10 protein-coding genes are annotated in these 12,841 nt (G+C 63.5%); all 10 read right to left on the reverse strand.

What is annotated here, in order from left to right:
• Positions 1-5: 5 nt before the first annotated feature.
• The 10 genes from C167_RS0105670 to C167_RS0105715 all read right to left on the reverse strand — a co-directional run bounded on the left by C167_RS0105670 (position 6) and on the right by C167_RS0105715 (position 12,832).
• On the reverse strand, positions 6-1,559 hold the full coding sequence (locus C167_RS0105670; protein WP_017517291.1) for a SpoVR family protein: 1,554 nt from the start codon (positions 1,557-1,559) through the stop codon (positions 6-8).
• A complete protein-coding gene (locus C167_RS0105675; RefSeq protein ID WP_017517292.1) occupies positions 1,556-2,827 on the reverse strand; it encodes a YeaH/YhbH family protein in 1,272 nt (423 codons plus the stop codon). The genes C167_RS0105670 and C167_RS0105675 overlap by 4 nt, the downstream gene beginning before the upstream one ends.
• A 103-nt stretch (positions 2,828-2,930) precedes the next feature.
• Positions 2,931-4,853: a PrkA family serine protein kinase gene (locus C167_RS0105680; protein WP_017517293.1), complete on the reverse strand. Its 1,923-nt coding sequence runs from the start codon at positions 4,851-4,853 to the stop codon at positions 2,931-2,933.
• 288 nt (positions 4,854-5,141) lie between these two features.
• Positions 5,142-5,471, reverse strand: coding sequence for a thiosulfate sulfurtransferase GlpE (gene glpE / locus C167_RS0105685; RefSeq protein WP_017517294.1), 330 nt, complete (start codon positions 5,469-5,471; stop codon positions 5,142-5,144).
• Positions 5,472-5,513: 42 nt separating this feature from the next.
• Positions 5,514-6,338: a symmetrical bis(5'-nucleosyl)-tetraphosphatase gene (locus C167_RS0105690; RefSeq protein WP_017517295.1), complete on the reverse strand. Its 825-nt coding sequence runs from the start codon at positions 6,336-6,338 to the stop codon at positions 5,514-5,516.
• Positions 6,338-6,718, reverse strand: coding sequence for a Co2+/Mg2+ efflux protein ApaG (apaG, locus tag C167_RS0105695; protein ID WP_017517296.1), 381 nt, complete (start codon positions 6,716-6,718; stop codon positions 6,338-6,340). Before apaG ends, C167_RS0105690 begins: the two co-directional genes overlap by 1 nt.
• Positions 6,715-7,542: a 16S rRNA (adenine(1518)-N(6)/adenine(1519)-N(6))-dimethyltransferase RsmA gene (rsmA, locus tag C167_RS0105700; protein ID WP_017517297.1), complete on the reverse strand. Its 828-nt coding sequence runs from the start codon at positions 7,540-7,542 to the stop codon at positions 6,715-6,717. Before rsmA ends, apaG begins: the two co-directional genes overlap by 4 nt.
• Positions 7,543-7,658: 116 nt before the next feature.
• Entirely contained in the window at positions 7,659-8,660 is a 1,002-nt protein-coding gene (gene pdxA, locus C167_RS0105705; protein WP_017517298.1) for a 4-hydroxythreonine-4-phosphate dehydrogenase PdxA, read from the reverse strand.
• Positions 8,661-8,790: 130 nt separating this feature from the next.
• Entirely contained in the window at positions 8,791-10,083 is a 1,293-nt protein-coding gene (locus C167_RS0105710; RefSeq protein ID WP_026078827.1) for a peptidylprolyl isomerase, read from the reverse strand.
• Positions 10,064-12,832, reverse strand: a complete 2,769-nt coding sequence (locus C167_RS0105715; RefSeq protein WP_026078828.1) for an LPS-assembly protein LptD — start codon at positions 12,830-12,832, stop codon at positions 10,064-10,066. Before C167_RS0105715 ends, C167_RS0105710 begins: the two co-directional genes overlap by 20 nt.
• Positions 12,833-12,841: the final 9 nt, after the last annotated feature.

The raw sequence follows: 12,841 nt of genomic DNA on the forward strand, positions 1-12,841 counted from the left end.
ACCGATCAAATGGGTGGGATGATCAGGTCGAGACGCGGGTAGCCCTCCTCGCTGTCGCGTTCACCCTTTGGGGGCATATGGAAGGTATTGACGATGTTCTCGCCCTGAAGGGTTTCCAGGTGGATGTCGAAGCCCCACAGGCGGTGCAGGTGCTTGAGCACGTCGTCGGTGGATTCGCCCAGGGGTTTGCGGTCGTGCTGCTGGTGGCGCAGGGTCAGCGAGCGGTCGCCACGGCGGTCCACGTCCCATATCTGGACGTTCGGTTCGCGGTTGCCGAGGTTGTACTGGGCGGCCAGGGTTTCGCGGATCTTGCGGTAGCCGTCATCGTCGTGGATGGCGTCGACCAGCATGTCGTCCTTCTGGTCGTCGTCGAGGATGCTGAACAGCTTGAACTCGCGGATCACCTTGGGCGAGAGGAACTGCAGGACGAAGCTCTCGTCCTTGAAGCTCTTCATGGCGAACTTGATGGTGGCCAGCCAGTCGCTGCCGGCGATGTCGGGGAACCAGCGCTTGTCTTCCTCGGTGGGGTTCTCGCAGATGCGGCGGATATCGCGGTACATGGCGAAACCCAGCGCATAGGGGTTGATGCCGCTGTAGTAGGGGCTGTCGAAGCCGGGTTGGTAGACGACGCTGGTGTGGTACTGCAGGAACTCCATCATGAAGCCGTCGCTGACCAGGCCTTCGTCATAGAGGTCGTTGATCAGGGTGTAGTGCCAGAAGGTCGCCCAGCCCTCGTTCATGACCTGGGTCTGGCGCTGCGGGTAGAAGTACTGCGCGACCTTGCGCACGATGCGTACCACCTCGCGTTGCCAGGGTTCGAGCAGCGGGGCGTTCTTCTCGATGAAGTAGAGGATGTTTTCCTGCGGCTCGCTCGGGTAGCGGGCCAGGCCTTGCTCCTTGTCCTTGCCGCTTGCCTTGGGGATGGTCCGCCAGAGGTCGTTGACCTGGCGCTGGATCTGCTCCTCGCGCTCCTTCTGGCGCTGCTTCTCTTCCTCGGCAGAGATCGGGTAGGGCCGCTTGTAGCGGTCCACGCCGTAGTTCATGAGGGCGTGGCAGGAGTCCAGCAGGTCCTCCACCGCATCGATGCCGTAGCGCTCCTCGCACTTGTTGATGTAGGACTTGGCGAACACCAGGTAGTCGATGATCGAGGTGGCGTCAGTCCAGGTGCGGAACAGGTAGTTGCCCTTGAAGAAGCTGTTGTGCCCGTAGCAGGCGTGGGCGATCACCAGCGCCTGCATGCACTGGGTGTTTTCTTCCATCAGGTAGGCGATGCACGGATCGGAGTTGATCACGATCTCGTAGGCGAGGCCCATCTGGCCGCGCTTGTAGTTCTTTTCCGTGCTGAGGAAGTGCTTGCCATAGGACCAGTGGTTGTAACCGATGGGCATGCCGACCGAGGCGTAGGCATCCATCATCTGCTCGGCGGTGATCACCTCGATCTGGTTGGGGTAGGTGTCCAGCGCGTAGCGCTCGGCGAGACGGCTGATCTCGCGGTCGTATTGCTGGATCAGCTCGAAGGTCCACTCCGAGCCGGTGGCGATGGGCTGACGCTTGCTCATGCGACGAGCCTCCTCTGGAACAGCTCGCGGAACACCGGGTAGATGTCCGAGGCGGAGACGATCTGCTGCTGGGAAAAACTGTCCTCGAAGGTTTCGCGGATCTTGTCGTACTCGAACCACAGCGCCTGGTGTTCGCGGGGGGTGATCTCGACGTAGGTGTAGTACTGGACGAACGGCATGATCTGCTTCATCAGGATGTCGCGGCAGACCGGCGAGTCGTCGTTCCAGTTGTCGCCGTCCGACGCCTGGGCGGCATAGATGTTCCATTCGTTGGTGGGATAGCGCTCGACCATCACCTCCTGCATCAGTTTCAGGGCGCTGGAGACGATGGTCCCGCCGGTCTCGCGGGAATAGAAGAATTCTTCCTCGTCCACTTCGCGGGCGCTGGTGTGGTGGCGGATGAACACCACCTCGATCTTCTCGTAGTTCCGCTTGAGGAACAGGTACAGAAGGATGAAGAAGCGTTTGGCGATGTCCTTGGTGGCCTGGGTCATGGAGCCGGAGACGTCCATCAGGCAGAACATCACGGCCTTCGAAGTCGGGTTGGGCTGCTTCACCAGCAGGTTGTACTTGAGGTCGAAGGTGTCGAGGAACGGTACCTTGTCGATGCGCGCGCGCATGGCGGCGACCTTCTGTTCCAGTTCCTGAATATCGCCGAGGTTGTCCGGTTCCTCGCGCTTCAGGCGATCCAGTTCCGCCAATGCCGCGCGCAATTTGCCGCGGGTGGAGCCGGACAGGGCGATGCGCCGCGCGTGGGCCGAGCGCAGGGTGCGGACGATGTTGATGCGCGAGGGGTTACCCTCGTTGCTGATGCCGGCGCGCACGGTCTTGAAGGTATCGCTGCCGGTGAGGTGGCGCTTGACCAGGTTGGGCAGTTCCAGGTCCTCGAACATGAAGTCGAGGAACTCCTCCTGGGTGATCTGGAAGACGAAATCGTCCATCCCGTCGCCCTGGTTGCTCGCCTTGCCGGCGCCGCGGCCACCGCCGCCGCCCTGGGGGCGCGGGATATGTTCGCCGGTGGTGAATTCCTTGTTGCCGGGGTGGATTACCGTCTGGCGGCCGCCACGGCCATGGTGCAGGACCGGCTCGTCGATATCGCGGCCAGGAATACTGATCTGCTCACCGTGTTCCATGTCGGTGATGGAGCGGCGGCTGACGGCCTCTTCGACGGCCTTCTTGATGTGTTCACGGTAACGCCGCAGGAAGCGCTGGCGGTTCACCGTGCTCTTGTTCTTGCCGTTCAGACGCCGGTCGATGACGTAGCTCATGAATGCTCCTCAGGGCCTGCTGCGCAGCGGCGTGGAGCCGCCACGGACAGGTCCGAATGCGACGGCGACCGGCGCGGCGGAATACCGCCGCGCCGATGGCAGACTACTGCGACTTGCGAACCCGCAGATACCATTCCGACAACAGGCGCACCTGCTTCTCGGTGTAGCCGCGCTCGACCATGCGTTTGACGAAGTCGTTGTGCTTCTGCTGATCCTCCTTGCTCGCCTTGGCGTTGAAGCTGATGACCGGCAGCAGGTCCTCGGTGTTGGAGAACATTTTCTTCTCGATCACCACTCGCAGCTTCTCGTACGACAGCCAGCTGGGATTCTTGCCGTTGTTGCCGGCGCGGGCGCGCAGCACGAAGTTGACGATCTCGTTGCGGAAATCCTTCGGGTTGCTGATGCCGGCCGGTTTCTCGATCTTCTCCAGTTCCTCGTTGAGGGCGGCGCGGTTGAGGATTTCGCCGGTTTCCGGGTCGCGATATTCCTGGTCCTGGATCCAGAAGTCGGCGTACAGCACGTAGCGGTCGAAGATGTTCTGGCCGTACTCGCTGTAGGACTCCAGGTACGCGGTCTGGATTTCCTTGCCGATGAACTCGACGTAGCGCGGTGCCAGGTATTCCTTCAGGAAGCGCAGGTAGCGCTCGCGGGTCTCCGGCGGGAACTGCTCCTGCTCGATCTGCTGCTCCAGCACATAGAGCAGGTGTACCGGGTTGGCGGCGACTTCATGCGGGTCGAAGTTGAACACCTTGGAGAGGATCTTGAAGGCGAAGCGGGTGGAAAGCCCGGACATGCCTTCGTCGACGCCTGCGGTATCGCGGTACTCCTGGATCGACTTGGCCTTGGGATCGGTGTCCTTGAGGTTCTCGCCGTCGTAGACGCGCATCTTCGAGTAGATGTTGGAGTTCTCCGGCTCCTTCAGGCGCGACAGCACGGAGAACTGCGAGAGCATCTTCAGGGTGTCCGGCGCGCAATGGGCGTGTGCCAGGGAGCTGTTGATCAGCAACTTGTCATAGATCTTGATCTCGTCGGAGACGCGCAGGCAGTACGGCACCTTGACGATGTAGATCCGGTCGATGAAGGCCTCGTTGTTCTTGTTGTTGCGGAAGCTGTGCCACTCCGATTCGTTGGAGTGGGCGAGGATGATGCCGCTGTAGGGCAGCGAACCGAGGCCTTCGGTGCTGTTGTAGTTGCCTTCCTGGGTCGCGGTGAGCAAGGGGTGCAGGACCTTGATCGGCGCCTTGAACATCTCGACGAATTCCATCAGGCCCTGGTTGGCCCGGCACAGCGCGCCCGAGTAGCTGTAGGCGTCGGCGTCGTTCTGCGGGAATTCTTCCAGCTTGCGGATATCCACCTTGCCGACCAGCGCGGAGATGTCCTGGTTGTTCTCGTCCCCCGGCTCGGTCTTGGCGATGGCGATCTGGTTGAGGATCGAGGGATGCAGCTTGACCACGCGGAACTGGCTGATGTCGCCGCCGAATTCGTTGAGGCGCTTGGTCGCCCAGGGCGACATCACCGAGCGCAGGTAGCGCCGCGGGATGCCGTAGTCCTCTTCGAGGATTGCGCCGTCTTCGTCCGGGTTGAACAGCCCCAGGGGCGATTCGAACACCGGCGAGCCCTTGATGGCATAAAAGGGCACGTGCTCCATCAGTTGCTTGAGCTTTTCGGCAAGGGAGGATTTACCGCCGCCGACCGGGCCCAGCAGGTAAAGGATCTGTTTCTTCTCTTCCAGACCTTGGGCGGCGTGGCGGAAGAAGGAGACGATCTGGTCGATGCACTCTTCCATGCCATGGAAGTCGGCAAAGGCCGGATAGCGGCGGATCACCTTGTTGGAGAAGATTCGCGACAGGCGGGAATCGACGGATGTGTCGAGTAGTTCAGGCTCGCCGATGGCCATCAGCATCCGCTCGGCGGCGGTGGCGTAGGCAATCTTGTCCTGCTTGCAGATGTCCAGGTACTCCTGGAGGGAGTATTCCTCTTGGCGGGTCGCTTCGAAGCGTTCCTGGAAGTGACTGAAAATGCTCATGACGTCTCCTCGCTCGATGCATGGAGCCGGCGCCGGATCGGTCTGTGCGGGTGCGGTCGGGCTGCCAGCGCTGCCGGCGAGAATCCCCCAGAACTCCAACGGAACCTGGCCTCTGCCCTGATCCGCCCCCAATGGTCACTGCCGATTAGCCGGAAGCCGGTGTGCCGGCTCTCCCTTTTTTGGATGGCCTGAGGGAAAGGATAGTTCGTTCTTTGATGTGTAAAGGACGAAAGCGCGAGAAGTTACAGATTTTTTGAAGGGGCTATTCCGCCCCTTTCGTAGGGGCTTTCAGTCAGCTTCGCCAGTGCTGGTATGCGCGGGATAGACGCTGCGCCACAGTTCGAAGCCGCCGTCGAGGCTGTAGACCTCGGAGAAACCCTGCTGGATGAAATAGGCCGCCGCGCTCTGGCTGGAGTTGCCGTGGTAACAGACCACGACCAGCGGTGCGTCCATGTCGGATTCGCGGATGAAATCGGCCACCGAGTGGTTGTCGATGTGTCGGGAGCCGCTGATGTGGCCCGACGCATAGCTTTGCGGGTCGCGGATGTCGACGACCTGGGCGCCGCTTTCGCGCAGTTGCTGGGCCTGGTCGGGGGCGATGCGCTTGAAGTCGCTCATGGGGTTACCTCGCAAGGCGCGGAGCCTTTGGCCCCGCTGCATTCATTCTGGTTTATCGGCGCAGCTGCAGTGGATGCGCTCGAGGGTATCGACGTTCATCAGCGTCATGCTGCCGCCCCACACACAGCCGGTGTCGAGGGCGAACAGGCCGGGGACGTCACACCGGCCTTCCAGTGCGGCCCAGTGGCCGAAGATGATCTTGCGCCCGGCGGCCTTGCGCTCGGCGTAGCTGAACCAGGGGGCGTAGCCGGGCGGCGCGGTGTCCAGGCCTTCCTTGGATTTCAGGTCGAGCTTGCCGTCGGGCGTGCAGAAGCGCATGCGCGTGAAGTAGTTGGTGATCACCCGCAGGCGTCCGATGCCGTGGAGCTTCTTGTCCCACTTGGCCGGCTCGTTGCCATACATGCCGTCGAGGAACATCGGCAGCTGGGTGTCGTCGCGCAGGGCCTTCTCGACCTCGGCGGCGCGCAGCAGCGCCTTCTCGATGGTCCATTGCGGCGGAATGCCGGCATGCACCAGGGTGATGTCGCGCTGCGAATCGTGGTGGATCAATGGCATCCGCCGCAGCCATTCGATCAGCTGCGGGCAGTCCGGCGCCTCGACGATCTCGCGCAGGGTGTCATTCTTCTTCAGGCGCTCGGCGTTGTAAGCCACGGCGATCAAGTGGAGGTCGTGGTTGCCGAGCACGCAGACCAGCGAATCGCGCATGGCATAAAGGAAGCGCAGAGTCTCCAGCGACGCCGGGCCGCGGTTGACCAGGTCGCCGACCAGCCAGAGCTTGTCCTGAGCAGGGTCGAACTTTACCTGCTCGAGCAAGCACTTGAGCGGTTCCAGGCAGCCCTGCAGGTCGCCGACGGCGTAGGTGGCCATCAGTGCAGCGCACCCGGTACGGCAAGGCGGAATGCCGGTATCTCGGCGTCGAAGTGGTGCCCGTCGGTGGCGACCATCTGGTAGCTGCCGTGCATGCTGCCGACCTTGGTCGCCATCACGGTGCCGCTGGTGTAGGTGTGGCTGGCGCCCGGTTCGATCAGCGGCTTCTCGCCGACGACGCCGGCGCCGCGCACTTCCTGCACGTGGCCGTCACCGTCGGTGATGATCCAGTGACGCGTCAGCAGCTTGGCGGCGAGCTCGCCGTGGTTGTGGAGGGTCACGGTGTAGGCGAACACGTAGCGCTGCTGCTCCGGCTGGGACTGCTCGGGCAGGTGGCGGGTGGTGACGCTGACGCTGACCTGATAGCGCGGATCGCTCATGCGGACGGCTCTTGTTCGGCTTCCGGGTGGGTGTCGCTGTAGCGGTTGGCCAGGCTCACGAAGTCGGCGACGCTCAGCTGTTCGGGGCGCAGGGTCGGATCGACTCCGGCGGCTTCGATGTCCTCGACGCTCATCAGCGTACGCAGGGTGTTGCGCAGCGTCTTGCGGCGCTGGTTGAAGGCTTCGCGGACGATGCGTTCCAGCACGCGATGGTCCTTGGCCGGATGGGGCGGCTCGGCGTAGGGCACCAGGCGCACAATGGCCGATTCGACCTTCGGCGGCGGGTTGAACGCGCCGGGGCCGACGGTGAACAGGTAATCCACGCGGCAGAAGTACTGCACCATGATCGACAGGCGGCCCCAGTCGCCGTTGCCCGGCTCGGCTGCCAGACGCTCCACCACTTCCTTCTGCAGCATGAAGTGCATGTCCTGGATCAGCGAGGCGTGGTCCAGGAGGTGGAAGATCAGCGGGGTGGAGATGTTGTAGGGCAGGTTGCCGACGACGCGCAGCTTGTCCTCGGGGGCGGCGACGAGGCTGGAGAAGTCGAACTTCATGGCATCGCCCTGGTGCAGGCTGAAGTTGGGCTTCAGGCCGAAGCGATATTTCAGCTGGGGAATCAGGTCGAGGTCGAGTTCGATCACGTCGAGCTTCGCGTTGCTGTCCACCAGGCCCTCGGTCAGGGCGCCCTGGCCCGGGCCGATTTCCAGCAGGTGCTGGCCTTCCTTGGCGGCGATGGCGCGCAGGATCTTGTGAATCACCCCGGCGTCATGCAGGAAGTTCTGCCCAAAGCGTTTACGGGCGCGGTGCTGGAAGAGTTCGGACATCGAAGGCTCCGGAGAGCAGCCGGGCGCTGGTGGCGGCCGGCTGGAGGCGGAAAAACCATCAGTTTACCAGCCCGGCGCGGCCAGCACGAAACGCTGGCCGAACGGAGTGCCCGGGATCAGCGCGCACCGGCGCCGGCTTCGGCCATCTGGTAGGCCGTTTCCAGGGCGACCTGCAGGCTGCCGCTATCGATCCGACCCGTGCCGGCCAGATCCAGCGCAGTGCCGTGATCCACCGAAGTGCGGATGATCGGCAGGCCCAGCGTCACGTTCACCGCCGCACCGAAACCCTTGTACTTGAGCACCGGCAGCCCCTGGTCATGGTACATCGCCAGCACGGCGTCGCAGTGCTCCAGGTGCTTGGGGGTGAACAGTGTATCGGCCGGCAGCGGGCCGATCAGTTGCATGCCCTCGGTGCGTAGGCGCTCCAGGGTGGGTTCGATGATGTCGATTTCCTCGCTGCCCAGGTGGCCGCCTTCGCCGGCATGGGGGTTCAGGCCGCAGACCAGGATGCGCGGGTTGGCGATGCCGAACTTGTCGCGCAGGTCGGCATGCAGGATGCGGGTGACGCGCTCCAGGCGATTGGCTGTGATGGCGTCGGCGATCTGTCGCAACGGCAGGTGGGTGGTTACCAGCGCCACACGCAGGCCGCGGGTGGCGAGCATCATCACCACCTGGGCGGTATGAGTGAGGTCGGCGAGGAATTCGGTGTGGCCGGAGAAGGCGATGCCGGCTTCGTTGATCACGCCCTTGTGTACCGGGGCGGTGATCATTCCGGCGAAGTGCCCGTCCAGGCAGCCCTGGCCGGCCCGGGTCAGGGTTTCCAGCACATAGGCGGCATTGGCCGGGTTCAGCTCGCCCGGCTCGACGGCGGCTGCCAGCGGGGTGTCCCAGACAAACAGGGTGCCGGCCGGTGCGGCGGCGCGTGGCCACTGGCCGGGGCGGACGTCCTGCAGGTCGATGTTCAGCCCCAGCAAAGCGGCGCGCTGTTCCAGCAGTTCACGGCTGGCAACGGCGACCAGCGGGTGCGGCTGCGCTTTTCGGGCAAGCAACAGGCAGAGGTCGGGGCCGATGCCGGCGGGCTCGCCAGGGGTGAGGGCGAAAAGGTGGGAAGTGCTCATCGGGGATTCTCGAATCGGGATTTGCAGCGAAGGGCTCTACTCTACGACGAAGCCCTTGTTCTTCGAAGCTTTCGGCGGGCAAAAAGAAACCCGGCCAAGGCCGGGTTTCTTCTGGAGCGTCTGGCGCTGCTTACTGCTTGATCTCGACGTAGGCTTCGTCGCGGATCTGGCGCAGCCAGGCCTGCAGCTCCTCGTCGTACTTGCGTGCGCGGAGGGTCTGGGCGGCTTGTTGTTCGCGGAACTTGTCGCTGCTGTCGGTGGCGCGACGGCCAAGGACTTCCAGCACGTGCCAGCCGAACGGCGAGCGGAAGGGCTTGGTGACCTGGCCTTGCGGCGCGTTGTTCATCACCTCGCGGAATTCCGGTACCAGGGATTCCGGGTCGACCCAGTTGAGGTCGCCACCGTTGAGCTTGGAGCCCGGGTCTTCGGAATACTTCTTCGCCAGATCGCCGAAGCTTTCGCCAGCCTGGATGCGCTCGTAGAGCTTCTCGGCCAGGCGCTGGGTCTCTTCTTCGCTGCGAATTTCGCTGGGCTTGAGCAGGATGTGGCGGACGTGGACTTCGTCACGCAGCATCTTGCTGCCACCGCGCTTCTCTTCCAGCTTGAGGATGATGAAGCCACCGGGGCCACGCAGGGGCTCGGTGACGTCGCCCACAGCGAGGCTACCGACCATGGTGTCGAACGGGGAGGGCAGCTGGGCGGCCTTGCGCCAGCCGATCTCACCGCCCTCCAGGGCGTTGTCGCCGGCGGAACGGGCGACGGCCATCTGGTTGAAGTCGGCGCCCTGCTTGAGTTGCTGGTACATCTCGGCAGCTTGGCGGGCAGCGGCCTGGACGGTTTCAGGCGAGGCGCTGTCCGGAACCGGGATCACGATATTGGCCAGGCGATACTCTTCCGAGAGCTGGATCTTGCCCAGGTCCGAAGCCAGGAAGTTCTGCACTTCCTGCTCGCTGACCTGGATGCGCTCGGCAACGCGGCGCTGGCGCACACGGCTGATGATCATTTCGCGGCGCACCTGCTCGCGGGCCTCGTCATAGGACAGGCCGTCGTGGGCGAGGGCGGCGCGGAACTGCTCCAGGCTCATGTTGTTGCGCTGGGCAATGGTGCCCATGGCCTGGTTCAGCTCTTCGTCGGTGATGCGAACGCCGGAGCGGTCGCCGATCTGCAGCTGGATGTTCTCGATGATCAGACGCTCGAGCACCTGCTGGGTCAGCACGTGCTCGGGCGGCAGCGGCGCACCACGCTTCTGGATGGTTGCACGGACTTCGCGCAGGCGCTGGTCCAGCTGGCTCTGCATCACCACGTCGTTATCGACGATGGCGACCACGCGGTCCAGCGGAACCACTTCGGCGTGCACGACGGAACTTGCCAACAGCGCGCCCAGCATCAGCGGGCGCAGGGCCTTACATAGCATTGTCTTCACGTTGACGATAACCCTGGATACCTTGGTCGAGGAAGCCTTCCACCTGGTTGCCAACCACGCCGCCAAGGCCTTTCAAGATGATTTGAAGGAATACACCGCGGTCGGCCTTGGACGTGGAGGTCACGAATTCCTCATCGTCGTAGTCGACCCAGTAGCGATTGATCAGGCGCAGCTTCCAGCAGCAGCTGTCGTACTCGAAGCCACCGAATGCTTCCAGTGTGCGGCTCTGGTTGTAGTCGAACTGCCAGCGGCCGATGGCGGCCCACTGCGGCAGGACCGGCCAGATGAACGAGAAGTCGTGCTGTTCGATCTTGTACTCGTCGCTGCCGTACTCGAACTGCCCGGTGTTGGGGTTGAAGCGCTTGCTGTCGGCGCGGTAGCGGTAGCCAGCGTTCAGCACCTTGCGAGGATCGGCTTCGGGCTGATAGTGGAACATCAGGTTGCCGTTGTCGGTGTGGTGCGTGTTCGGGTTCCAGTTGAAGTCCGAGCTGGCGTACCAGTCGTGGTTGAAGCGGTAGATGCCGGTGAGTGCGTACGGCGAGCGCCAGGTATCGGCGTCCGGGTTCTTCGCGCCGCTGGCACGCAGATCGTCTTCGGTCAGGCCCGGCAACTGTACGCGGCGGTCGCTGAAGTAGTAGATCTGGCCGGCGGCGATGTAGGCGCGCTCAAAGCCGTCGTCCTCGATGAAGCGCGAACCCAGGCCGAGGGACAGCTGGTTGGCGTCGCCAATGCGGTCACGACCAGTGAAGCGGTTCTCACGCCAGAGCGAGTCGTAGCTGAAGGTGAACTCGCCGGTATCGAAGGTCGGCAGGTTGTCCTGGTCCTTGTACGGGACGTACAGGTACATCGCACGCGGTTCCAGGGTCTGACGGAACTTGGTGCCGGCGAAGGTGGTGTCGCGGTCGAAGTACAGGCCGGAATCCAGCTTGGCGAGGCCGAGGGAGCGGTCCGGGCTGCTGTCGTAGTCGATGTATGACGGCAGCGTGGCCTTGCCTTTGCCGTCCAGGTCCAGGTCGTACTTGGTGTACAGCGCCTTGACGGTCGGGGTCATGAAGCCCCAGCTGCGGTTCATCGGCAGGCTGATGCCCGGCTCGACGTGGAAGCGATCGCCGGTTGCGCGTGCCAGGCCCTGGATGTTGTTGTCCGGGCGTGGGTAGCGGGTCGGATCGTTCACATCGATGCGGTAGTAGCCTTCATCCAGGTCGCGGTCGAAGCGCACGGCTTCGGTGCTGTAGGTGAAGTCCAGGCCACCCGGGTTGAACGGCAGCTTGCCGTCCAGGGTGAGCTGCGGAAGACGGTCGTAAGGGGTGACGTCGGTCACGGTCGCCAGCTGGTAGGACTGCGCGTTCAGTTTGGCGGTGTAGCTGTCGCCGCGGTAAGTCAGGATGCCCTGCTGGTTGACGTAGGTCGGCGAGCCGATGCCCAGCGAGGTGTCCAGGTCCTGGAAGTAGTACGGGTCGCTGATACGCGTGTAGTCAACTTGCGCCATGAGGCGCTCATCCAGGCCACTGACGTTCTTCCAGCCGTACAGCCAACGGGTGTCGGTGTACTGCGGGAAGTCTTCGCGGTCGTCGTTCTTGTCGTTCAGGTAGGCTGCTGTGACCTGGCCTTCGCTGCTGTGGGTCAGGTAGCGGAATTCGCCTTCCATCAGCAGGCCGCGCTTGACCATGTAGTGCGGGTACAACGTGGCGTCGTAGTTGGGCGCCAGGTTGAAGTAGTACGGCGTGGTCAGCGTGAAGCCGGTGTCGGTCGAGCTGGCGAAGGAGGGCGCCAGGAAGCCGGACTGACGGCGGTTGTCGATCGGGAAATAGATGTACGGGGTGTAGAAGACCGGAATGTCCTTCACCCGCAGGGTCGCGTTGGTCGCGGTGCCGAAGCCGGTGGCCGGATTCAGCTTGATGTTGTTGCCCTTGACGACCCAGGCGTTGCTGCCGGGTTCGCAGCGGGTGTAGGTGCCGTCCTTGAGCTGGATGATCGCGTCTTCCTGGCGCTTGGCGTACAGCGCGCTGCCGCGGATCTGCGCCTGGTGCATGACGTACTCGGCGTTGTCGATCTTCGCCGCGCCGTTGTCCAGTTGCAGCTCGGCGTGATCGCCGACGATCAGCGCGCCGTTGTCGCGCAGCTTGACGTTGCCGACCAGTTCGCCACGGTTCTCGGCCTGGTGCAGGTTGGCCTCGTCGGCCTCCACTTGCATGCTGCCTTGGCGCAGGACCACGTTACCCGCGAGGGTGGCGACCTGCTTTTCCTGCTCGTAGCGGGAAACCTTTGCCGAAACGTAGGTCGGGGCCTCGTCGTTCGGCGTCTTGTCGTTCATCCCCGGGCGGACCGGCTCGACGTAGGCGCCGCTGCAGTACGGGCCCATTTCCGCCTGCTGGGCAGGGGTGAGCTTGTCGCGGGGGATCCAGTCGAGGTGGCTGTAGTCGCTGCTGCGCGACTTCAGGCCGCGGCCGCCGGACTCGGTGACCAGTTGTTTCGGCTCTTCGCCGGCGCTGCTCGAGCCGCTCGAGGACTTCGAGCCGCTGGCAACGGCCGCGCCACCGGCGCTGACCGAGCTTGCGCCGTGCTGCGGGCGCGGTACGCTGCTGGCGCTGCTCTGCGAGGAGCAGTCCCAGGCGCCGGACGCGGAGGGCTGGCAGGCGAACTGCTCACCGGGTGCCGCGGTCACAGAGGCGAGCGGCTGCATAGCCAGCAGGCCACCGGTCACCAGTAAGGGGAATTTTCTACGGAACACGGGGAAATTCACTGCCATCTTGTTAAT

The organism is Pseudomonas nitroreducens TX1 (assembly GCF_000313755.1).
GTDB lineage: Bacteria > Pseudomonadota > Gammaproteobacteria > Pseudomonadales > Pseudomonadaceae > Pseudomonas > Pseudomonas nitroreducens_A.

What these genes read in the sequence shown, in the direction of transcription:
- pdxA (WP_017517298.1), bottom strand. Translation starts at nt 8,660, where the DNA reads ATGAGCACTTCCCACCTTTTCGCCCTCACCCCTGGCGAGCCCGCCGGC.
- C167_RS0105675 (WP_017517292.1), bottom strand. Translation starts at nt 2,827, where the DNA reads ATGAGCTACGTCATCGACCGGCGTCTGAACGGCAAGAACAAGAGCACG.
- apaG (WP_017517296.1), bottom strand. Translation starts at nt 6,718, where the DNA reads ATGAGCGATCCGCGCTATCAGGTCAGCGTCAGCGTCACCACCCGCCAC.
- C167_RS0105670 (WP_017517291.1), bottom strand. Translation starts at nt 1,559, where the DNA reads ATGAGCAAGCGTCAGCCCATCGCCACCGGCTCGGAGTGGACCTTCGAG.
- glpE (WP_017517294.1), bottom strand. Translation starts at nt 5,471, where the DNA reads ATGAGCGACTTCAAGCGCATCGCCCCCGACCAGGCCCAGCAACTGCGC.
- rsmA (WP_017517297.1), bottom strand. Translation starts at nt 7,542, where the DNA reads ATGTCCGAACTCTTCCAGCACCGCGCCCGTAAACGCTTTGGGCAGAAC.
- C167_RS0105680 (WP_017517293.1), bottom strand. Translation starts at nt 4,853, where the DNA reads ATGAGCATTTTCAGTCACTTCCAGGAACGCTTCGAAGCGACCCGCCAA.
- C167_RS0105690 (WP_017517295.1), bottom strand. Translation starts at nt 6,338, where the DNA reads ATGGCCACCTACGCCGTCGGCGACCTGCAGGGCTGCCTGGAACCGCTC.
- C167_RS0105715 (WP_026078828.1), bottom strand. Translation starts at nt 12,832, where the DNA reads ATGGCAGTGAATTTCCCCGTGTTCCGTAGAAAATTCCCCTTACTGGTG.